The 22,813-nt window shown below is 65.1% G+C and carries 18 protein-coding genes; 15 read left to right on the forward strand and 3 right to left on the reverse strand.

Annotated elements, in window-relative coordinates:
- On the reverse strand, nt 1–489 hold a 489-nt coding region (locus tag MK181_04625; protein ID MCH2419083.1), incomplete at its 3' end, for an exodeoxyribonuclease VII large subunit.
- 223 nt (nt 490–712) lie between these two features.
- On the opposite strand from MK181_04625, the gene MK181_04630 reads away from it, so the two are divergent.
- The 7 genes from MK181_04630 (at nt 713) to MK181_04660 (ending at nt 9,447) form a co-directional block, all read left to right on the forward strand.
- A complete protein-coding gene (locus MK181_04630; GenBank protein ID MCH2419084.1) occupies nt 713–2,593 on the forward strand; it encodes an AMP-binding protein in 1,881 nt (626 codons plus the stop codon).
- On the forward strand, nt 2,590–3,564 hold the full coding sequence (locus MK181_04635; GenBank protein MCH2419085.1) for a branched-chain amino acid ABC transporter permease: 975 nt from the start codon (nt 2,590–2,592) through the stop codon (nt 3,562–3,564). Before MK181_04630 ends, MK181_04635 begins: the two co-directional genes overlap by 4 nt.
- A complete protein-coding gene (locus tag MK181_04640) occupies nt 3,561–4,814 on the forward strand; it encodes a branched-chain amino acid ABC transporter permease (protein MCH2419086.1) in 1,254 nt (417 codons plus the stop codon). Before MK181_04635 ends, MK181_04640 begins: the two co-directional genes overlap by 4 nt.
- 76 nt (nt 4,815–4,890) lie before the next feature.
- Complete coding sequence (locus tag MK181_04645; protein MCH2419087.1) at nt 4,891–7,248, forward strand: ABC transporter substrate-binding protein; 2,358 nt, start codon at nt 4,891–4,893, stop codon at nt 7,246–7,248.
- A 104-nt stretch (nt 7,249–7,352) separates the two neighbouring features.
- Entirely contained in the window at nt 7,353–8,147 is a 795-nt protein-coding gene (locus tag MK181_04650; protein MCH2419088.1) for an ABC transporter ATP-binding protein, read from the forward strand.
- Entirely contained in the window at nt 8,144–8,950 is an 807-nt protein-coding gene (locus tag MK181_04655; GenBank protein ID MCH2419089.1) for an ABC transporter ATP-binding protein, read from the forward strand. The genes MK181_04650 and MK181_04655 overlap by 4 nt, the downstream gene beginning before the upstream one ends.
- Complete coding sequence (locus MK181_04660; GenBank protein MCH2419090.1) at nt 8,947–9,447, forward strand: MarR family transcriptional regulator; 501 nt, start codon at nt 8,947–8,949, stop codon at nt 9,445–9,447. Before MK181_04655 ends, MK181_04660 begins: the two co-directional genes overlap by 4 nt.
- Nucleotides 9,448–9,487: 40 nt before the next feature.
- On the opposite strand, the gene MK181_04665 is transcribed toward MK181_04660, so the two are convergent.
- On the reverse strand, nt 9,488–11,935 hold the full coding sequence (locus MK181_04665; GenBank protein ID MCH2419091.1) for an FAD-dependent oxidoreductase: 2,448 nt from the start codon (nt 11,933–11,935) through the stop codon (nt 9,488–9,490).
- Nucleotides 11,936–12,087: 152 nt separating this feature from the next.
- On the opposite strand from MK181_04665, the gene MK181_04670 reads away from it, so the two are divergent.
- The 8 genes from MK181_04670 to MK181_04705 all read left to right on the forward strand — a co-directional run bounded on the left by MK181_04670 (nt 12,088) and on the right by MK181_04705 (nt 22,027).
- Nucleotides 12,088–13,458 carry an aminotransferase class III-fold pyridoxal phosphate-dependent enzyme gene (locus MK181_04670; protein ID MCH2419092.1) on the forward strand — a complete coding sequence of 457 codons (1,371 nt, stop codon included), beginning with the start codon at nt 12,088–12,090 and terminating at the stop codon, nt 13,456–13,458.
- Nucleotides 13,459–13,542: 84 nt separating this feature from the next.
- Nucleotides 13,543–14,349: an ABC transporter ATP-binding protein gene (locus tag MK181_04675; protein MCH2419093.1), complete on the forward strand. Its 807-nt coding sequence runs from the start codon at nt 13,543–13,545 to the stop codon at nt 14,347–14,349.
- A complete protein-coding gene (locus MK181_04680) occupies nt 14,346–15,203 on the forward strand; it encodes an ABC transporter permease subunit (GenBank protein ID MCH2419094.1) in 858 nt (285 codons plus the stop codon). Before MK181_04675 ends, MK181_04680 begins: the two co-directional genes overlap by 4 nt.
- An 11-nt stretch (nt 15,204–15,214) precedes the next feature.
- Nucleotides 15,215–16,114 (forward strand): phosphate acetyltransferase, encoded by a 900-nt coding sequence (eutD, locus tag MK181_04685; protein ID MCH2419095.1) that lies wholly within the window; start codon nt 15,215–15,217, stop codon nt 16,112–16,114.
- A 13-nt stretch (nt 16,115–16,127) separates the two neighbouring features.
- On the forward strand, nt 16,128–16,925 hold the full coding sequence (locus MK181_04690; GenBank protein ID MCH2419096.1) for an EamA family transporter: 798 nt from the start codon (nt 16,128–16,130) through the stop codon (nt 16,923–16,925).
- An 88-nt stretch (nt 16,926–17,013) separates the two neighbouring features.
- On the forward strand, nt 17,014–17,589 hold the full coding sequence (locus MK181_04695) for a WHG domain-containing protein (GenBank protein MCH2419097.1): 576 nt from the start codon (nt 17,014–17,016) through the stop codon (nt 17,587–17,589).
- A gap of 40 nt (nt 17,590–17,629) precedes the next feature.
- Entirely contained in the window at nt 17,630–19,177 is a 1,548-nt protein-coding gene (locus MK181_04700; GenBank protein ID MCH2419098.1) for a 4Fe-4S dicluster domain-containing protein, read from the forward strand.
- Nucleotides 19,178–19,198: 21 nt separating this feature from the next.
- Entirely contained in the window at nt 19,199–22,027 is a 2,829-nt protein-coding gene (locus MK181_04705) for a molybdopterin-dependent oxidoreductase (GenBank protein ID MCH2419099.1), read from the forward strand.
- Between the two features lie 35 nt (nt 22,028–22,062).
- Here the strand turns inward: MK181_04705 and MK181_04710 are convergent, their stop codons facing one another.
- Nucleotides 22,063–22,773, reverse strand: a complete 711-nt coding sequence (locus tag MK181_04710) for a TetR family transcriptional regulator (protein ID MCH2419100.1) — start codon at nt 22,771–22,773, stop codon at nt 22,063–22,065.
- Between the last annotated feature and the right edge of the window lie 40 nt (nt 22,774–22,813).

The raw sequence follows: 22,813 nt of genomic DNA on the forward strand, positions 1-22,813 counted from the left end.
GGGAATGGGGTTCGCCCGGTTAGCAGTGAGGAGGCCCTCTTTGGCCAGTTGGCGAAGGATCCGATCCCGCTCGGCGGCCAGACGTCCCAAAGTGAACGTCGGGTCGACCCCGTTCATGATCAGCTGGAGGCGGCCGTTGGGTGGGTAGAAGTCCAGCCGGGCCCGGATCCGGAGTTGGAGGTCGTCGACCAGGGAAAGGCCGCCGGCCTCGGCCAGGGTCCGGTCAACTGCGGCCCGGGAATTCTTGAACAGTGCCACGCTGAGCTTTGCCGATACGGCCTCCCCGGGTATCTCTGACGGCTCGACGAGGTCGAAGTAGGCGTGGCCCGACCGAGCCTCGTGGTAGTTGGAGACCTGTCCTTCCACCCAGAGGTCCTCGGGGAACAGTTCGTTCAGCCCGTCCTTCATCAGGGCACCAAGGGCGCCTACGGTCAGGATGGGCAGGTCTCCAGCCGGGGGGTCGACCAGGCGAGACGATGAGGGGTCCACGTCGGCGACCCTACTGAGGGACGGGGACGGCTTGCCGATCCCGGAGAGGCCCTACAGCATCACGGAGTTGTTACAGCGCTGGCTGGTTAAGAAGCTGCGGCTGGGGGTACCGTTCGACCCGCAAACCCAGCGCTTTCACGTTCCGATCACCCAACCACTGACTCTCTCAATTTGGACGTCCTAGGTTTGCACGGCTCGCAGTCGACGATGGAGTGGACAAGCCATGGTGCTGACCGATGGTGAACCCGTGGTCGTCGAAGAGTCACCAAGAGCTGTCACGATCGCCAACCAGATCCGGACAATGTCCCTGCTCCGCCCACAAAAGGTGGCGATGCGGGAGAAGGACTTTGGCATCTGGCAGGAGTACACGTGGGAGAAGACCTGGGATCTCGTCCACACGGCGGCCCATGGCCTGCTGGCCCTCGGTGTCGATGTCGGCGACCGGGTCTCGATCCAGTCAGAGAACCGGCCCGAGTGGCTGATCCTGGACTTCGCCACGGTGGCTGTGCGCGGCATCACCGTCGGCTTCTACCCCACCAATCCCACGGCTGAGGTCGAGTACCTGTTGACCGACTGCGGGTCGGTACTCCACCTGGCTGAGGACCAGGAACAGGTCGACCGGGTGCTCGAGATCGATAGTTCGAAGATCGCCGGTGTCCGAAAGATCCTCTACTGCGAACCCCGCGGTGTGCGGCAATACGACGACGAGCGGCTCCTGTCCTGGGACGACTTCCTGGCCATCGGACGGGAGCATCGGTTGGCCCATGAGCATGCCGTCGAGGACCTCATGGACCAGGCACATGTCGATGACGTGATGACGCTCGTCTACACGTCGGGAACGACAGGCCCGCCGAAGGGAGCGATGCTCACCCACGCCAACGTGGCCTACTGCATGTCGTACTTCGACGACGCTGGCCTTCGGGGCGGACGTGCGCCGGGTAACGACGACGTCCAGGTCTGCTACCTACCGCTGTGCCACGTGGCCGAGCGCATCTTCTCCACGTTCCACGCAGCCCACATCGGCCTGACCCTCAACTTCGCTGAGTCCATCGACACCGTCCAGGAAAACCTCCGAGAGGTCCAGCCCACCCTGTTCTTCGCCGTGCCCCGGATCTGGGAGAAACTCCACGCAGGGGTCACGATCAAGGGCGCAGACGCCAGCGCGTTCAAGCGCCTGTGGCTGAGGTTCGGGCTCTTCCTCGCCGGGGTGATCGGTCGGGCCAAGGTGGACAACGGCGGCCTGCACACCTTCTGGAGCCGGTTGTTGGCCGCTATCGGCTACCCGCTGGTGTTCCGGGCCCTGAAGGAAAGGCTCGGTCTACGACGCTGCTGGTACGCAGGATCCGGTGCGGCCCCCATCGCCCCGGAGATCCTGGAGTTCTTCATGGGGATCGGCGTGCCGGTCTACGAACTTTACGGAATGACTGAGAACTCGGCCATCGCCACAGCGAACTTCCCGGGACACCTGAAGTTGGGAACGGTCGGAGAGCCCGTTGGCAAGAACCGACCGGAGTTCGGCTTTCGTATCGACGAGGAAACAGGCGAGATCCAGGTCAAGCACCCGGGAGTGTTCGCCGGCTACTGGAACAAGCCCGAGCAGACGGCAGAGACCTTTACCGATGACGGCTGGCTCATGACTGGCGACGTTGGCGAGTGGGTGGACGGCACCCATGTTCGGCTCGTGGACCGGATCAAGCACATCATCATCACCTCGGGAGGCAAGAACATCTCGCCCTCGGAGATCGAAAACAGCCTCAAGACGTCGCCCTACGTCAAGGAGGCCATGGTCATTGGGGACCGACGCAAGTTCCTGTCAGCGCTTATCGGCATCGAACTGGACACCGTCGGCGATTGGGCCCTGCGGAAAAACATCCCCTACACCACGTATCGCGACCTATCCGAAAAGCCCGAGGTCCTAGAGCTCATCCAGGGTGTCGTCAAGGAAACCAACGAGAAGTTCGCCCGGGTCGAGGAGATCAAGCGGTTCCGGATGATTCCCAAGGAACTGGACCACGAGGACGGAGAGCTCACAGCCACCCAGAAGATCAAGAGGTCTTCTATGGAGGAAGCGTTCAACGAGCTCATCGAAGAGATTTACGCGTGAGCGGCCTCCCGCTGGTGCTGGCTGCCAACGCTTTGGACACCTTTGTCCAGACGCTCTTCAAGGCTCTCGCGCTTGGGTCGCTCTACGCGCTTCTGGCGCTCGGCTTCGTCCTCATCTACAAGGCCACCCAGACGGTCAACTTCGCTCAGGGTGCGCTAGCACTTGCTGGAACCTGGTTCCTGTCGATCATCTTCATGGACTGGGAAGTTCCCGGTCGCTGGATTGGCGGACCAGGCTGGGTCCACTGGTTCATCGCACTTTTGTTGGCTGCAACTGCCACGGCGGTACTTGGCCTGGTCATCGAGCGTCTGACTATTCGCCCGATGATTGGCGAACCCATCTTCTCGATGGCCGTCATCACCCTCGGGTTGGAAGTCGTGATTCGAGTTGTCGCCTTCGACGCTGTCAACACCACCCCGCGGGTACTTGGTATCCCATGGGGGACGGAGACGTTCAAAATCGGCGGCGCCATGGTCGCCTGGTCCTATATCGCAGCCATTGGAATGGCCGGTGTCGCCTTTCTCGGTACCTGGCGGTTCTTCAAGACCCGGACCGGTGTGGCCATGAGGGCCACCGCCTTCGATCAGGAAGCTGCGCTTGCCCAGGGCATCAACGTTGGTCGGATCTTCGCCATCGCCTGGGCGGTTGGAGCCGCCTTGGCTGCCATCTCTGGGATCTTCGCCTCGATGCCTCCCTGGGGCCCGGCTGGCTTGGCCAGTCGGGACGGTGCCTTCTTTGCTTTTCGTGCACTGCCAGCGGTGATTCTCGGCGGCCTTGACTCAGTTGTCGGGGCACTGGTCGGTGGCCTAATCATCGGATTTGCCGAAGTCTTTGCTGGCCAGTACCTCGCGAGTTATACGGGTGTCATCGGCACGGGCTACCAACAGGTGGTGCCCTACGTGGTCATGCTCGTTGGTCTTTTGGTGAGGCCCTACGGCATGTTCGGAACAGCAGAGGTTCGCCGGGTATGAGGGGTCGACCGAACCTTTACACGTCCTACGAGGCCGAGTCGCAACTCATGCCTACGCGCACCAAGAAAGTCATTCTCGGCCTGTTTCTGGTCGTGGCCGTGCTGATGCCGTTCGACTTGCCGGTAATTGACCAACTCCCGGTCGTTCGTTTCCTAGGTGACAACGTGTGGCTGCGCCTCGTCAATAGGGCACTCTGCTTCACGATCGCTGCACTCGGCTTGAACATTCTGATGGGTCTGGGTGGCCAGATTTCGTTGGGCCACACGTTCTTTGGCGGTGTTGGCGCCTACACGGCAGTGCTGATGGGGGGAAAGGCGTCTTCGAATCTGTGGGGTTGGGGCCTTCCCATGTGGCTGTGGCTTCCGGCTGCCGGAGTCGTTGCCGCGGTAGTCGGTATCGCGGTCGCTCCCGCAGCGGTTCGGGTCCGTGGCCTGTACCTCGGCATCGTCACCCTTGGCCTCGTTTTCATCGGGCTTCACCTCTCGCGGGTGTTTCCAGAGATCGCGGGTCCCGGCGCACTGGGCCGCAAGTGGCCTCGGATGGAACTCCGACTCTGGAAGGAGGATGAACCATTCCTCGACTTTTCTCGAGATGGGCATTGGCTGTGGTTCGATATCAACAAGAACCAGAAGACCTACCTGTTCCTTCTGGTCATCGTCATTGTCATGGCTTGGATGGCCGCCAACATTGCTCGCACTAGAACCGGTAGGGCGCTCCAGGCCATTCGCGATCGTGACGTCGCCGCTGAGATCATGGGTGTCCCCGAATACCGCTACAAGACCACCGCGTTCGCGATCTCGTCCTTCTACGCCGGGATCGGCGGGTCCCTGTTCGCCTCGCTCTCCGTGCAACTACCCCCGGAACAATGGAGTCTCATCGGTGCGGTCACGTTCATCGCAGCGCTGCTCATCGGAGGAATGGGACGCGTGTCAGGAGTCTTGATGGGCTCATTCTTCGTCGTGACATCTCACCGTTTCGTTGAGGAGATCGTGGACTGGATGAAGCACCAGGCCGAGGAGGGAGGCGTGTTCTCAGGTTTCTTCGATTTCCTGATCAGCACGGGGCAGGGCGACGGAGGCTTCGTATCCGTGATGGAGACCGCCCTGGGCTACCCGTTGCCAGTGAGCGCCCTTGATGAGATCATCTACGGCCTCCTAATCATCTTCTTTTTGCTGTTCGAGCCGCTAGGCCTGTACGGCATCTGGATCAAGATTCGCAACTACTGGAAGGGATGGCCGTTTAGCTACTGAACCGCCGTCCTCCTAAATAGATCTCGGGGCCCAACATGGGCTCAACGGGAACCAACAAGATGAGGGGAAACTCAACATGAAGCGTTTGACAAGGGTGTTGGCTTTGTTGCTGACCCTGACGATGATCGCCGCGGCCTGCGGCAGCGACGACGACGGGGATACTGCTCCGGCGACGACGGCTGCTCCGGCGACGACGGCTGCTCCGGCGACGACGGCTGCTCCGGCGACGACGGCTGCTCCAACGACAGAGGCTCCGGCGGAGTCCTTGTCGGAGTTGAACGTGGCCTATTTCCTGGAGTGGCCGACGGCCAACCAGGTGGCCCAGGTCGAAGAGACCTATGACGATGCCCTGGGCATGACGGTGAATTGGTTGCCGTTTGGTTCCGGGGGCGACATGGCGCTGGCCATGGAGTCCGGTGACATTGACATCGCCTATTCACAGGGCCTGACGCCGTTCGCGAACTTCGTGACATCGGGGTCCGAGCTGGAGATCGTCGGCGTGGCGGTGAGTTACGCGGATGCTGACAACTGTGTGGCCCACCCCGACTACGGGGTGACGGCGGACAACGCGGCTGAGACGTTGGCCGGCCAGAAGGTTTATGCCCCGGTCGGCAACGTGACGCACTACAAGCTCCTCAAGATGTTGGGGCATCTGGGTGTGGCGTTGGACAGCTTTGAGCATGTGCCGTCTGATGGTGGCGCTGCTGCAGTCGCCGCTTTTGAAAGCGGTGACGTGGCCATGGCTTGTGCATTCGGTGGCGGTGTGCTGACGATGCTGGCCGCCGGCGGGAACCTGGTTATGACCGGTTCGGAGCAGGAGGCCATCGGTATCCGGGTGTTCGACATCATCTCGATCCCGACCCAGTTCGGTGTCGACCACGGAGACGTTGTTGAGACGTTCCTACAGGTCACCGAGGAGGCCAACGCGGCCTACGCGAGTCACCGTGGGCCTCTTGAGGACACGATCGCTGAGGCGGCGGGTATGACGGTGGAGGGTTCGAACGCTCTGCTGGACATGTTCTCGTTCCCGGACCGGGCGACCCAGTTGTCTGATGCGTGGCTGGGTGGAACCGTCCAGGACGTGATGAAGCAGCAGATGGACTTCTTCGTCGAGCAGGGAGAGATCCCCAAGGCTCTGGACTCCTACGACGCCTTCGTCAACACCACGTTCCTCGAGGCAATCGACGACGTCGAGGTCGTAGTCGTTCCTACCGCCTACGACTATGGGGTCACAGATGACACCATCCGGATCGGCGCTATTGCCGACCTCACTGGCATCTTCGCCCCGCTGGTCATCCAGATCATCGATGCCCAGACCTCGTACTGGAACATGGTCAACGACCACGGCGGCATCGACGGCAAGCAGGTCGACTTCGTCGTAATGGACAACGCCTACGACGTGCCGACCCACCTCGAACGCTACGAGGCGATGAAGGATGAAGACTCTGGTGTCGTATTCCTCAGCCAGTCAACCGGTTCGCCGCACACCGCAGCGATCGCCGAGGATCTGGTTGCGGACGGCCTGGGAGCCATCCCGTTGTCTTGGTACTCCGGTTGGCCTGATCCGGCATTCGGCAAGAACGTTTTCGAGTCGTACACCAACTACTGCTACGAGTCGATGAACGGTGTGGACTGGCTGGCCAGCAACGTTGTTGAGGGCGACGCCAAACTCGCCGTCATCTCCTACCCGGGTGAGTACGGGCAGGACGGTGCGACCGGTGCCAAGATGGCCGCAGAGGCCCTGGGCATTGAAGTCGTCTATGACGGAGAGGGAGCAGCCATCCCCGGTGCCGATCAGACGCCGGTTATTGCTGGCCTGGTCGAGTCAGGCGCCAACCTGGTATGGGCAACCGTGGGTCCGAGCGTGTTCGCCGAGATCTTCGGTGGTGCCGCCGCTCAGGGCTTCATGCCGATCTGGTCGGGTAACTCGCCGACCTACAACTACATGCTGCTGGCCACGCCGCTGGCACCGGCGCTTGACGCGGTCTACTACCAGTCGAGCTATGTGCTGGCGTGGAACACCGGTGACGCACCAGGCATGAAGCACATGGTGGCGGAGCTCCAGGCCCGAATCCCGGACAAGCCTCTCTCGGATGTCTACGCGGTGGGCTGGACCGAGGCCATGGCTACGCACCAGATCCTCGAGACCGCAGCCAAGAACAAGGACATGACCCGTGCCGGTGTTATTGCGGCGGCCAACGAGACGGTCGTGGACTATCAGGGCCTTGCTCCCAACCAGGGCTACGGCGGCGCGGTGAACGACTTCATCGTGAGGGAGTCGTACATCTTCGACATCCAGGCTGACCTGTTCGATGTCGCAGCCACGGTTGCTGGTGGCGGAAGCACAGGTTCGGTATTGCTGGCCGACGGCCCGATCATGTCGGACCTGGCCCGCGATCACGTCTATGAGACTGCCTGCTTCTCTGCTGGCTGATCATCTGACGAAGAACCGAAATTGATGGAACGAGGGGGCGGCCGGCTCGCCGGTCGCCCCCTCCGCCCGTCGCGCCGGGGCCAATCGGTCATTAGGGGTCGTTGATGCTTGAAGTGGCCAACCTAGAAGTGGTCTACAACGAGGTCATCCTCGTCCTGCGCGGCCTGTCCATTGAGGTGCCTGATGGGCAGATTGTCGCTCTCCTAGGGGCGAACGGTGCTGGCAAGACAACGACAACACGTGCCATCACCGGGCTGTTGGACGTCCATGAGGGCAAGATCACCAAGGGGACCGTCACCCTTGCTGGTGAGCGCATCGACGACCTAGAGCCGTCGCAAATTGTGCGGTCGGGTATCACCCAGGTTATGGAGGGCCGTCGGGTATTCGCCGAACTCACCGTTGACGAGAACCTGGTCACAGGTGGGATCACCAACACCGATCGGACTTCGATCACCGAAGCCCACGATCGGGTCATGACGATGTTTCCGGTTTTGGCCGACCGACGGACTGCTATAGCCGGCTATTTGTCGGGCGGTGAGCAGCAGATGCTCGCTATCGGACGAGCGCTGATGTCGAACCCGAAATTGCTCATTCTTGACGAGCCGTCCCTGGGCTTGGCCCCCAAACTGGTGGCCCAAATCCGCGACACCATCGTCGAGATCAACCGGTCAGGGACCAGCGTCCTGCTCATTGAGCAGAACGCCAACATGGCCCTGTCCATCGCCGACTACGGCTACATCATGGAGACCGGCAAGATCGTCATGGACGGCGAGGCTGCCAAGCTCCTCAAGGACGAGGACGTCCAAGAGTTCTACCTAGGTCTCCATGGCGATGGGGGCGACCGAAAGTCATTCCGCGAGGTGAAGCACTACAAGCGGCGGAAGCGGTGGCTTTCATGAACGGTCCCCAGCAGAACGAACCACTGCTTGAGGTGGACGGCATCAGCCTGTGGTTCAAGGGCGTCAAGGCCGTCACCGACGTGTCCTTTCAGGTCGGGACCGAAGAGTTGTACGCCATCATCGGTCCCAACGGGGCCGGTAAGACTTCGATCTTCAACAGCATCAGCCAGGTGTACCACCCGCAGGAGGGCGACATCCGGTGGAAGGGCGAGTCCATCATGGGCAGTCGCCCAGACCGGGTAGCCGAACGGGGCATTGCCCGTACGTTCCAAAACATCGAACTCTTTCCGCATATGACGGTGCTGGAGAACCTGCTGCTGGGTCGCCACATCCGCATGAAGCGGTCCTGGTTGGCCGGTGCCCTGTGGTTCGGGCCAGCCAAGCGTGAGGAGATGGAGAACCGGCGGGTCGTAGAGGACATCATCGACTTCTTGGAGATCGAACAGTGGCGGAAGCACCCGGTGGCGCTGCTTCCCTACGGCTTCCAGAAGCGCGTGGAACTGGGCCGGGCCCTGGCCATGGAGCCGGAACTGCTCCTGCTGGACGAGCCAGTGGCCGGCATGAACCTGGAGGAGACCGAGGACATGGCCCGGTTCATCCTCGACATCCGGGAGGAACTCGGCATCTCGGTCGTCCTGGTGGAGCACGACATGGGCCTGGTCATGGATATCGCCGACCGGGTGCTGGTGCTGGACTTCGGACAAAAGATCGCCGAGGGCGTGCCGGCCGACGTGCAGCGAGACCCGGCGGTGATCGCCGCCTACCTGGGTGACGAGGCGGGCCTGGCCACTACCGACCCATGATCGACGGGCCGCGGTCCGACCCGTTCCTGAAGCAGGCCACCGACCGGGTGGCCGGGTCGGATCCGGGCGTCGACCTCGATCTCTTCCGCCTGTCGTTCGCCCTGACCCGGGCGGCCAACCGGTTTACCCGACACGTGGAGTCGGCGGTCCACCGGCCGCGCAACCTGTCCACGGCGGGGTTCCGAATCCTGTTCACCGTCTGGGCCTGTGGTCCGCTGGCCGCCCACCGGATCGCCGTGCTGGCCGGCCTGTCCCGAGCCTCGGTGTCCAGCGTGGTCAACACGTTGGAACGCGACGGCCACGTGGTGCGCTCCAGAGAGCATGACGACCGCCGGCTGGTGACCGTGTCGCTGACCCCGACCGGCGAGGACGCGGTGCGCGATGCCTACGGGGGCCAACACGAGGTAGAACGCGACCTCTACGCAACCCTCGGGGCAGGAGACCGAGAGGTCCTGGCTCGCCTTCTGGAGTCCCTGCTCGACACCCCACTGGACTGACCGGTCCGGGTGAACGGGACGGTTCCCGTGCCGGGATCGCCTAGAGACGGACCTGCAGGCTGTCCGGGTCATAGAACGGTCGGTAGGAGGCCGTCGCCGGAACCAGTACGCCGTTCACCGACACCTCGAAAGTCCCCTCGATGACGGCGGCCCTAGGGGTGTCCGGCTCGCAGCCCACATAGGCCATACCCAAGGCCCCGCCCACCGTGTGGCCGTACATGCCCGAGGTGATACGGCCCACCAGAGCGCCGTCCCGGAACACCGGCTCGTCGTGGTAGAGCAACGGTCCGGGGTCGTCGAGGCGGAACTGGACCAACCTCCGCGTTATCCCCGTCTCCTTCTGGGCTAACAGGGCTTCCCGACCGAGGAAACCACCGGGCTTGTCGAAGGCCACTCCCCATGAGAGGCCGGCCTCCAGTGGGGTGTCCTCCTCGGCGATGTCGTCGCCCCAGTGGCGGTAGGCCTTCTCCATCCGCAGGGAGTTCATGGCGTGGTAGCCGGCCGGGGTAAGGCCGGCCGAGGCGCCGGACTCCCAGAGGGCGTCGAAGGCGCCGACAGCGAACTCGGTAGGTACGTACAGCTCCCAGCCCAGTTCGCCCATGTAGGTCCGGCGTACGGCGATAGCCCGGGCGTAGGCCAGGTCGATCTCTTGCAGGGTGCCGAACGGGAAGGCCTTGTTAGACAGGTCAGCGTCGGTCAGCGGCGCCACTATGTCGCGGGCCCGGGGACCGAACACGCCCAGCACGGCGTAGCCGGAGGTTACGTCTGTGACCGTCATGCGGGCGTCGTCTGGGGTATTGCGGGCGATCCAGTCGGCGTCCTTGACCTGGGTGGTGTAGGCGGTGACCACCAGGAATCTTTCCTCGTCCAGGCGGTTGACGGTGAGGTCGGCTTCGATCCCGCCCCGATCGTTCAGCCACGTGGTGTACACCGACGTGCCCGGTTCGACGTCGATGTCGGCCGACGAGATCCGGTCCAGCACGGCGCGAGCGTCGGGACCCTGGACGAGCAACTTGGCCAGCGAGGTCTGGTCGAACAGGGCCGCACCCTCCCGGCAGGCCCGGTGCTCGGCCGCCGAGTGCTCGAACCAGTTCTGGCGCCCGTAGGTGTACTCGTAGACCGGCTCCACGCCCTCAGGGGCGTACCAGTTCGGCCGTTCCCAGCCGCCGTTCTCACCGTGGCAGGCCCCAAGGTCCACAAGGCGGTCATGGACCGGGGAGCGGCGAACGCCACGGGCCGTCTCGACCTGGCGGAACGGCCAGTGCATGGCGTACAGCAGACCGAGGGCCTCAACCGACCGGTCGTGGAGGTACCGGCGGTTGGTTTGGAAGGGCTGCATGCGGCGGATGTCGACGTCCCACAGGTCCATGGGGGGCCGTCCGTTGACGATCCACTCGGCGAGCACCTTGCCGGCTCCTCCGGCCGACTGCATGCCGATGGAGTTGAAGCCGGTGGCTACCCAGTGGTTCCGCAGCTCCGGGGTCTCGCCCAGTAGGTACCGGTCGTCGGGGGTGAATGACTCGGGACCGTTGAAAAACAGGCGGATGCCCACGTCGACCAGGGCCGGGATGCGCTTGCACGCCGCCTCCCACACCGGGGCCAGGTGCTCCCAGTCCTCGTCGAGCTGCATAAACGGCCGGTCGGTGGGGATGCCATCCATACCGAACGGCTTGGCCACCGGCTCGAAGGCGCCGACCATCAAGCGGCCAGCCTCCTCCTTGACATAAATACAGTTGTCGGTGTCGCGCAACACCGGCAGGCCTGACGGCAGGTTCGGGATCGGTTCAGTGACCAGGTAGAAGTGCTCGCAGGCGTGCAGCGGGATGTTGACACCGATGTCGCGGCCCAGCTGGTGTGACCACATGCCGGCCGCCGTGACGACGTGTTCGGCGTCGATCGGGCCCTGGTCGGTGTCCACGCCGATAGCTCGGCCGTCGGCGGTGCGGATGCGCCCCACCGATACGCCCTCAAGGATCCGGACGCCCTTCTCCTTGGCCACGGCGGCCAAGGCCATGGTGGTGTCGACCGGCGAGGCTTGGCCATCGCCGGGCAGCCACACGCCACCGACGATCCCCTCGGGGTTGAGCAGCGGGTAGCGCCCGCAGAGGTCCTCGGCGGTTATCACGTCCACGTCCACGTCGAAGGCGTTAGCCATGCCGGCGCCCCGGACGAGTTCCTCCATTCGTTCCGGGTTGTCGGCCACGCTGAGCGATCCGACCTTCCGGAAACCGGTGGGGTGACCCATCTCATGCTCAAGGGCGTCGTAAAGCTCAGCCGAGTAGGCGGCCAAACGGGTCATGTTGTGAGTGGCCCGGAGGCAGCCAACGAGGCCAGCCGCGTGCCAGGTGGTGCCGCTGGTCAGCGTGTTGCGCTCCAGCAGGACCACGTCGTCCCAGCCCAGTTCGGCAAGGTGGTAGGCCACGCTGGCGCCGACTATGCCACCACCGATGATGACGACCTGGGCCCGATCGGGGACTTGCTTGGCCATAGACGGCGACTCTTTCGTATTGTCGACGGTGGTTCCGACGGGACCTTGCCGTTAGATCGAATCGCTAATAGGTTACGAACTCTAACTCCGGCGAGGCCGACGGTCGACATCAAGTTCGCAGGAGTGTACGACCCGAAACCCCGGGAGATCCCATGAGCACCCATCGGGAACTGGCCAGGAAGCACCTCGTACCCCACTTCACCCCGAAGGCGGCATGGCACAGCGACAGCCTGCCCGTCATCGAACGCGGTGAGGGCTGCTACCTCTACGACGTCGACGGCAACGAGTACCTGGACGGCTTAGCCGGCCTGTTCTGCGTCAACATCGGCCACGGGCGCCCAGACCTATCGGCTGCCGCAGCCAAGCAGATGGACAAGCTGGCCTACTCCACCAACTGGGGCTTCGCGCACCCGCCATCCATCGAAGCGGCGACCATGATCGCCGGCTTCGCTCCCGGGGATCTGAGCGAGACCTTTTTCGTGAGCTCAGGGTCCGAGGCCGTGGAGTCAGCCATCAAATTCGCCCGTAATTACCATCTGGCCCGGGGAGACGAGGACCGGTACAAGGTCATCTCCCGCAACTGGGCCTATCACGGCACCACCCTGGGGGCGCTCTCGGTGACCGGCATTCCCAAGTTTCGGGATCCCTACCTGCCGATGCTGTCGGACGGCACCCGCCACGTGCCCAATACCCGGCAGTGCACCTCACCGGCCGGCACCCCGGTCGCCGAGTTGTCCTGTGTGCAGGCCATCGAAGAGACCATCCTGGCCGAGGGCCCAGAGACGGTTTCGATGGTTATCGCCGAGCCGATCCAGAACGGTGGTGGCGCCCTGGTCCCGCCCGACGGGTACTGGCAGGAACTCCGCCGCATCTGCGACCGTTACGGCGTGCTGCTGGTGGCCGACGAGGTCATCTGCTCGTTCGGCCGGTTCGGTCACTGGTTCGCCAGCGAGCGCAACGGTGTGGTGCCCGACATGATTACCTTCGCCAAAGGCGTCACGTCGGCCTACCAGCCCTTGGGTGGCGTGGTCATCCGGGGCCCGCTGGTCGACGAGGTCTTCGACTCCTCCATTGGCTCGTATGTGCACGGTTCCACCTTCGGGGGCCATCCGGTGGCCACCGCAGTGGCTGTTGCCAACATGACCGCTATGCGCGACGAGGGAGTGATGCAGCACGTTCTGGACACCGAGGGCTACTTCACAGACCAGCTCCAGGCCATGGGCGAAGCCCATGCCTGCGTCCGGGAGGTCCGGGGTACCGGCTTCTTCTACGCCGTCGACCTGTGCGCCGACTCGGGCTCCGACCGGGACCTCAGCACGACCCAGGAGGCCGGTCTACGGGGTGGCACCCTGGGTGGCATGGTCCGCGAGGAGCGCATGACGGTGCGTCCCGACGACCGTGGTTATACCGGCCTGACCATCTCACCGCCCCTGGTCGCCGACCGGACGGTGATCGACGACCTGGTGGCCCGGGTCGACCGGGTGGCCGACCGGATCGACGCCTGGCTGGCCGGGAACGACTGACCGGACTTCGGGCAACCGGCCGACCGGCCTGCCCTACGATCTGCGAGGCTCCGCCCAGCGCGGTGGGGCAAGGGGAGTGACCAGATGAAGGATCTCTCGGTCGATGGGCTGGGCATGGTCTACGAGCTGCCGAAGGGCGGTTCGGTCGAGGCCCTGCACAACGTCTCTTTCGACCTCAAGGCAGGACGGCTCCTGACGCTGCTCGGGCCCTCGGGGTGCGGGAAGACCACGCTGCTCAACATCATCGCCGGCTTTCTGGCGCCGACCTCCGGCTTGGTCACCCTAGGAGGGGACCCCATCACCGGTCCCGGACAGGAACGGGGCATGGTGTTCCAGCAGGGCGCCCTGTTCGAGTGGCAGACGGTCTCCCAGAACGTGGCCTTCGGACCCCGGATGAACCGGAAGAAGCGCTCGGAGACCGAGACCCTGGTCCGTGACCTGCTTTCCACCGTCGGGCTCCAGGGCTTTGGCGACAAGGCGGTTTATGAGCTGTCGGGCGGGATGCAGCAGCGCGTCGCCCTAGCCCGCTGCCTTGCCAACGACCCTGAGGTCATCCTCATGGACGAGCCACTCGGTGCCCTTGACGCCCTCACTCGGGAGAAGATGCAGGGGCTCATCCTCAAACTCTGGCAGGAGACCGGCAAGACGATCATTCTGGTCACTCACAGTGTGGAAGAGGCCCTCTACCTGGGGGACCGCCTGTTCGTGATGGCCCCCCGGCCGGGTCGGATCGAGCGGGAGTACGAACTGCCCTTCGCCAAGGAGGGCCTGGACGTAGACCCACGCGAGATGAAGGCCTCTCCCGAGTTCATCGCCAAGCGGGAGGAACTGCTGTCCCTCATCTGGGAGATGGAGGAGCAGATCATGGGCCACGAGGGGGCGGTGTCATGACCGCCTTGGCCCGCTTCCGACCTGCTGGCCGCAACAGGAGTGCCGGTGCCCGCAAGACGGTGACCTTCGGGGACGCCTCGGAGGTCAAAGGCTCGCCATCGTGGAGCATCGCATCGTTGATCTTCCTGTTCCTGGTCTGGTGGTGGATCAAGCGGGGACCGGACCCCATGGTCAACGACCGCACCTTCCCGTCGCTCCGACAGAGTTGGGATGCCTTCTTCGAGCTCGTGGACATCGGCTACCGGCGGGTCGGGTTGTGGGACCACACCTGGGCCAGCCTGTGGCGGGTGCTCAAGGGCCTCATCTACGGAGTGGTGGTGGGTGTGCCCGTGGGCTTCGCCATGGGACTTTCCAACCGGCTCCGGGGCATCTTCGACCCCATCGTGGAACTCCTCCGCCCCGTGCCCCCCCTGGCTCTTCTACCGCTGTTCATCGTGTGGTTCGGCATCGGCGAGGGCTCGAAGGTCAACCTCCTGTTCTTCGCCGCGGTGTGGATCATGATCATCGCGGCGAGGGCCGGCGTGCTGGGCGTACAGGGCTCCAAGGTCCACGCTGCCTACTCGTTGGGGGCCAACAGGTGGCAGATCCTGCGCTACGTGATCCTCCCCAACGCCCTACCCGACATCTTCACTGGGATGCGGGTGGCCCTCGGCGTGTGCTGGGGGACCCTGGTGGCCGCAGAACTCACCGGAACTACCACCGGCCTGGGAGCCATGATCTTTGCCGCCTCGAAGTTCTTCCGGATGGACATCGTTGTGGTGTCGATCATCATCATCGGGGTCATCGGCGTGACCATGGACCTCATCATGCGGCTTCTGGAACGACGTCTCATCCCCTGGCGAGGCAAGGGCTGACGCCCTCCCGGATGATCCGTCCCACCCCGATCGTTGCCGGCTGGTACGCCCAGGCGGTCGCCGATCCGGCTCGGGTGGTCCTGGCCGATGCCGGAGATCCGCGGGCCGACGAGGCGACGGCCCGCCTGGTCAACGAGGGCCTAGCCGTGCCAGTTCCCCCGACAGTGGACCCCGCCGACGCCCGTCAGGACGAGGCCATAGCCCGGGCTATCGAGGCGGGCCTGGATCCCGACGACCCGGTGGTGGCGGCCGCCGTGCTGGTCCGGTCCGGGGTAGCCGACGCCGCGGTGGCCGGGGCGACTCGGCCCACGGCCGACGTGGTCCGTGCCGGCCTGCGGGTGATCGGGATGGCAACGGACGCCGACGTGGTGTCCAGTTGCTTCCTCCTGGTCCTGCCCGACGGCCGTCCGTTGGCCTACGGAGACTGCGGCGTAGTGCCCGACCCGGATGCAGCCCAACTGGCCTCTATCGCATCGGCCACTGCCGCAACGTTCACCGCGCTGGTTAACGAAGAACCACGGGTGGCCCTGTTGTCGTTTTCAACCCGGGGGAGTGCCGAACACCCGAGGATCGACAAGGTCCGGGAGGCTACGGCACTGGTCGCCGACCGGTGGCCCGGCCTGGCCGTAGACGGTGAGCTCCAGTTCGACGCAGCATGGGTGCCTGAGGTGGCAGCGGCCAAGGCTCCGGGGTCGCCGGTAGCCGGATCGGCCAACGTGTTCGTGTTCCCCGACCTGGACAGCGGCAACATTGCCTACAAGGTCACTGAGAGGTTGGGCGGAGCCCGGGCCTTCGGGCCACTGCTCCAGGGCCTCGACGGGGTCATTCACGACCTGTCACGAGGCTGTTCGGCCGACGACGTCGTAGACGTAGCGGTGATCGCCGGGTTGCAGGCCCGCGCCACGGCCTGACCGACGCCACCCCATGCCGGCTACCGCCGTCCTCCTGGTCCTCGTCTCGACCGTCCTCCACGCGGGCTGGAACACCCGCCTCCACCGGTCGGCCGACCCGGAGACGACCGTGGCCCTGTCCTATCTCCTGGTGGGCATCGTCCTGCTTCCGGCAGTCTGGTTCGATCCACCATCCGAGGTTCCGGGCTGGGTGGTGGCCTCCGCGGCGGCCCAAGGGGGGTACATGGCCCTGCTGGGGACCGCCTACCGAACGGGCAGCCTGAGTGTCGCCTACCCAATTTCCCGGGGTACCGCCCCCCTGCTGGTCGGCCTCGGCGGGTGGCTGCTGCTGGACGAGACGCCAACAGCGGCCACGGCCGCCGGGCTGGTGGTATTGGTGGGAGGGCTCCTGGTCCTGGCCGGGTTGGGCAACCAGCTCCAGGAGAGACGTGCCGTGGTGCTGGCCGCGATCACCGGCCTGTGCACGGTGGCCTACTCGCTCATTGACGCCCGGTCAGTGGACCTGACGGGATCACTGGGCTACCTGTCGATGGTCATGATCCTCAGTTCAGGAGCCGTGCTCCTGGGGCGACGGCCGGGGTGGGCCCGGATGCGGTCCATGCTGGGCGATTCGGCGGTCGTAGGCGCCGGCCAGGGAGGGGCGTATGCCCTCGTCCTGTTGGCCTTTCAGCAGGCCCAGGCCGGGCAGGTGACCGGGCTACGCCAGGTCTCCGTGGTGCTCGGAGTGTTGCTGGCCCGGGAGGCCCTCGGCCCCCGGGCGCTCTGGGGTTCTTTGCTGGTGACCGCCGGAGCCGTCCTAGTCATCTGGTAGGCGACTTAATGGTCGAGTCAGGGTTGGCTCACGAAAACAGAACCGCTCCTAACTGGAAGGTAAGAGCATCTAACAGTAGGATCAGGGGGTGAGCCGAGGGACCCTGGACACGCAGCAGGTGGTGGAGAGCGCGGCGGCTCTGGCCGACGCCGAGGGGCTGGACGCCGTGACCCTCACCCGGGTGGCCGAGCACCTGGGCGTGCGCCAGCCGGCCCTGTACCGCCACGTCGACAACTTCGACGCTCTGATCCGAGCTCTCGGCCTCCGGGGTCGCGGAATCCTTGCCGACCGCCTGGGGGCGGCTGCCGTGGGAATGGCCGGGGACGATGCCGTGCGGGCCATGGGCGCGGCGTGGCGGTCCATGGTGGCCGACCATCCAGGCCTCTACGCGGCGACCGACCGCTATCCGTGCGCCACAGACCCGGAACTGGAGGAAGCGGTGGAGCGGGTGGTCGAGGTGCTGGGTCAGGCCCTAACCGCCTACGGGTTGAGCGACGTCGACCGCGTCCACGCCGCCCGTTCCATGCGGAGCGTGTTCCACGGCTTCGCCCACCTCGAGTCGGGTGACGGGCACCCCTACGCCCTCGACCTGGACGACAGCTTCAACCACCTGGTCGACCTGCTGTGTGCCGGCATCCGGCAGATGGCGACCGTGCCCGTCTGATCCGACCGCACGTTCCGACGACTCGACGAGTGCTTTTGCCATGACCCGCCTCGGCTTCGTCCTGGACTCCGGGAGTTGCATCGGCTGCCACGCCTGCACGGTGGCCTGCAAGAGCGAGCACGATATTCCGCTGGGTGTCAACCGCACGTGGCTCAAGTACGTGGAGACCGGAACCCATCCGAAGACCGAACGCCACTTTTCGGTTATGCGGTGCAACCACTGTGACGACGCCCCGTGCATGACCATCTGCCCGACCTCGGCACTCTTTCGCTCCGACAACGGCGTTGTCGACTTCGACGACGACAACTGCATCGGCTGCAAGGCGTGCATGAACGCCTGCCCCTACGACGCCATCTACCTCAACCCACAGACGAACACCGCCCACAAGTGCAATTTCTGCAACCACCGACTGGAGGACGGCCTGGAGCCGTCGTGCGTCGTGGTGTGCCCCACCCAGGCCATCAGAGTCGGCGACCTAGACGATCCGTCGTCGGAGATCTCCCGCCTCCACGCTGCCGGCGGGATGGTCCGCTCACCGGAGCAGAACACTCGGCCCAAGGTTGTCTACACGGGTTCCACGTCGGCTTCGCTGGACCCTCTGGCCTCAGCCATCGCCGGTGACGGAATGATCTGGGCCGACACAACGCCCGCCCACTCCACACCCACGCCGGTCGCGTTGACCGCCGCCCCCGTACGGGACGACGGACAGGACATGGCCCGCACCACCTACACCACCCAGCATCCGCCGGTCTGGGGATCAATGGTGTCGGGGTACCTGGTCACCAAAGCCATCGCCGCCGGCGTGATGCTGGTGGCCGCCCTTCTGGTCCTCCTCGGGCACGGGGACGACCGAACGGCCGTCGGCGTGGTTCCTCCCGTGGTGGCCGGTGCGTTCCTGGCCCTCACCGGGGTGCTGCTGGTCGGTGACCTCAAGCAACCGAAGCGATTCGTCTACCTCCTTACCCGAGGCAACCGAACATCCTGGCTGGTCAAGGGGGCCTGGGTCCTTGCTGCCTTCGCGGCCTGCCTGGCTGCCTGGTGGATCGCCGGCCTGGCCGGCGCCGGGAGCGCGCTCGCGGCGCTAGTGGTTCCGACCGTCCTACTGGCCCTGGGAACGGCCGGGTACACGGCGTTCCTGTTCGGCCAGTGCGAGGGCCGGGACCTGTGGCAGGAACCGCTTCTACTGCCGGTGCTGGTGAGCCAGGCCGTCATGGCCGGTGGGGCCGTCTATTCGCTGCTCGACCTGTTCCTGGACGTTCCGTCCCACGGGGCTGTCAAGTGGGCCTTCCTGGCCGGCCTGGTGGCCAACGCCGGACTCGTGGCCGCCGAACTGACCGGCGGGCACTCCCGCCACGTGACCATGGCCCTAGCCGAGTTACGGCGGGGCGGCCAGCGGAAGCGTTACCGCGAGTTCGCTTTCTGCACGGTTTTTTCGCTGGTGTTCCTTGGCTTGGACGTCATATTCGGCGAGATCGTCTTCGACTGGTCCGGTCCGGTCCAGCCGCTCGTCCCCCTGGCCGCCCTATACGGCCTGTTCGCCTACGAAGACGCCTACGTGCGGGCCGGCCAGTCGGTCCCGCTCTCCTAGGCCACGATCCGGAGCACGACGATGACCACTGACGGAACCACCGCCGGGCTCTCCAGCTATCCGCCCGAGGAGACCTGGGACCACGTGGAGTCCCTGGACGCCGCCGCTTGGCCCACGAAGGTCCGGCGGGCCCATCGCCTCGTTCCCACCACCTGCTTCAACTGCGAGGCCAACTGCGGCCTGCTGGCCTGGGTGGACAAGGAGACGGGCCGGATCACCAAGTTCGAGGGAAACCCGGTTCACCCGGCCAGTCGGGGCCGGAACTGCGCCAAAGGCCCGGCCACCATCAACCAGGTCGAGGACCCCGAGCGGATCTTGTACCCGATGAAGCGGGTCGGCGAGCGAGGAGAGGGCCTCTGGGAGCGCATCAGTTGGGACCAGGCACTCGACGACATCGGTAGTCGGATCGGCCGGGCGTTCCGCGAGAACCGCCACCACGAGGTCATGTACCACGTCGGTCGGATGGGCGACGACAGCTACATGGAACGGGTGCTTCACTCGTGGGGAATCGACGGCCACAACAGCCACACCAACATCTGCTCTAGCGGTGCCCGGGTGGGCTACGCCTCCTGGATGGGCTTCGACCGACCGTCGGCCGACTTTGCCAACGCCAAGGTGATCTTCCTCATTTCATCGCACCTAGAGGCCGGCCACTACTTCAACCCCCACGCCCAGCGGATCATCGAGGGGCAGCAGAACGGAGCGACCGTCATCTGCGTCGACCCGCGCCTGTCCAACACGGCCTCCAAGGCCGACCACTGGTTTTCAGCGTGGCCGGGCACCGAGGCCTTCCTGCTGCTGGCCATCGCCCGCCTACTGGTCGAGAACGACACCTGGGACCAGGCCTTCTTCGAGCGTTGGGTCAACTGGGAGACCTTCCTTCGGGAGGCCCGACCCGACCTGGACCCGGTGTTTAACAACGTGGGCCCAGCCCTGCTGGACCACTACGCCGACTACACGCCGGCCGCCGCGGCCCGGATGTGCGGTATCGACGAGGACCGCATCCGGACCGTGGCCGACATCATCGGCGACGGCCTAGGGGCCTTCGCATCACACACCTGGCGGGCTTCGTCGGCGGGCAACGAGGGTGGCTGGATGGTGGCCCGGTGCCTCCAATTCCTGAATGTGCTGACCGGCTCGGTGGGCACCGAGGGTGGGACCAACGCCAACGGCTGGAACAAGTTCATACCCGTTACCCCGGCCCACCCCGAACCCCAGGGTCGGTGGAACGAGCTCCAGTGGCCCATCGAGTACCCGCTCTCCCACCATGAGCTGTCGATCCTGCTGCCCCACTTCCTGAAAGCCGGGCGGGCCACGCTGGACACCTACTTCACCCGCGTCTACAACCCGCTGTGGACCAACCCCGACGGTTTCACCTGGATGGAGGTGCTTCGGGACCCGGAGAAGATCGGCTGCCATGTGGCGCTGACGCCGACCTGGAACGAATCGGCGTGGTTCGCCGACTACGTGCTCCCCATGGGGCATGCCTCGGAGCGCCACGACGTATCCAGTTTTGAGACCCACAACGGTCGGTGGATCGGGTTCCGCCAGCCGGTCGCCCGGCGCCACCGCGAGTTGGACGGCGAGGTGTTCGAGCGCACCTACGAGGCCAACCCGGGCGAGGTGTGGGAGGAACAGGAGTTCTGGATCGACCTGTCGTGGCGCATCGATCCGGACGGCTCGCTGGGCATCCGGTCCCAGTTCGAGAGCTGGGAGAACCCGGGAACCCCGCTGACCCTCGACGAGTACTACACGATGCTCTTCGAGAGGTCGGTTCCCGGCCTTCCTGAGGCAGCCGAGGCCGAGGGCCTCGCGCCTTTGGAGTACATGCGGCGCAAGGGGTCATTCGCCCTTCCCGGAGACCAGGTAAAGGTGTACGAACGGGACGTACCGGAGGTCGACCTGGTCGGCGCCGACCGCGACGAAGACGGGGTGTGGCGTCGGCCGGGCACGGCCGGCTCCTACGAGTCGCTGGACGACATCGCCGGCCACATGCCGTTCATCGGCGACGGCTCGCCGGCCGTGGACATTAACGGTCAGGCCAAGCTCGGCTTCCCGACGCCGTCCAAGAAGCTGGAGCTCTTCTCGGAGACAATTCGCGACTGGGGGTGGCCCGAGTACGCGCTCCCGGCCTTCATCCGGAGTCAGGTCCACTGGGAGGACCTGGACCTGACGGCCGGTGAGCGGATCCTCGTGCCGACGTTCCGGATCCCAACCCTGATCCACACCCGATCGTCCAACAGCCAGTGGCTGAACGAGATCAGCCACCGCCATCCGCTGTGGTTGCATCCGTCAGACGCCGAACAGCTGAACATTGAAGAGAACGGCCTAGTCCGCATCACGACCCGGATCGGCCACTTCGTCATCTCGGCGTGGCGTACGGAGGGGATCCGTCCCGGCGTGGTTGCGGCCAGCCACCACATGGGCCGTTGGCGGTTAGAAGAGGAGGCGGCCCGCTCCTGGGGGACGGGTAAGGCCTCCATCGATCGGGACGACGACGGCCGGTGGCGGCTCCGCCGGGAGCACGGTCAGGCGTCCTATGGGAGCGACGACCCGGACACCGGGCTGATCTGGTGGACCGACACCGGCGTGCACCAGAACCTGACCTTCCCCGTACAGCCCGATCCGATCAGCGGTATGCACTGCTGGCTTCAGCGGGTCACGGTGGCCCCGGCAGAGGCCGGCGATGCCTACGGCGACGTCGTGGTCGACACCGAGGCCTCGCACCGCGTCTTCGAGGAATGGCTTGCTAAGACCCGGTCCGGTCCTGGACCCGGTGGGCTGCGTCGACCCCTGTGGATGGCCCGGCCGGTCAAGCCGAAAGCCACCGCCTTCGGCTACGACAGCTGACCGTCGGCGCCGACCAGGTTCCCGTGTCGGCCGGATTACAGGTAGGCGTTGGCCGTCAGGTCGGCAGGAACGATTGAGTCGACCACGGCTCGCAGCGTGGCTTCGAAGAGCGACGGTAGGTCGCTACTAGTGGCCAGGGCCTCACGGGTTGCCGGGTCTAGGTCCGGGTCGTCGAGGTCGGCCAGCACCGAGGTGCGGCGGTGGTCGGCTGGGACGAGGTCGTCCAGCATGGTGGTCACGATGAAGCCGCCCACGCACGCCGTGATGGCCCGCAGGGCGTCGCGGGCCGCCTCGCCCACAACCCCGGACTCTTGCAACTCGCGTGCCATTGCCAACTCCAGATGCTGGGCGTGGAGCGACGCAGCCCCGTGGGCGCTGGCTAACCGGGTGATCTCCCGGTGGGTGATGGCGCTCTCCCAGATGAGGCGGGCCACAGCCAGGACACGGTCGCGCGCCGTGTCGCCCTCCACAGGGGCCTCGGCCAGCCGGGCACCGTGGCGGCGGACCAGAGCGGTGATCAGCTCGGCGCGGTTCCCGACGTGCCAGTAGATGGTGGTTGTGGCCACGTCCAGCTCGTTGGCCAGGCTCCGCATGGTCAGGGCGTCGGCCCCGTCAGCCTCGACCATGGTGATGGCCCGGTCCAGGATCTCTGGGGCTCCGATGCCAGTCCGGCGTCCGGAGTGCCGGGGACCCTCGCCGGTCGGTTCGGGTAGCGACATTTCCAGTGCCTCGGGGTTGTGTTCCATGCGCGATCTCTGCGACAGTGTACAAGATCGAGTAGAACAC

It is taken from the genome of Acidimicrobiales bacterium (assembly GCA_022452035.1).
Taxonomy (GTDB): domain Bacteria; phylum Actinomycetota; class Acidimicrobiia; order Acidimicrobiales; family MedAcidi-G1; genus UBA9410.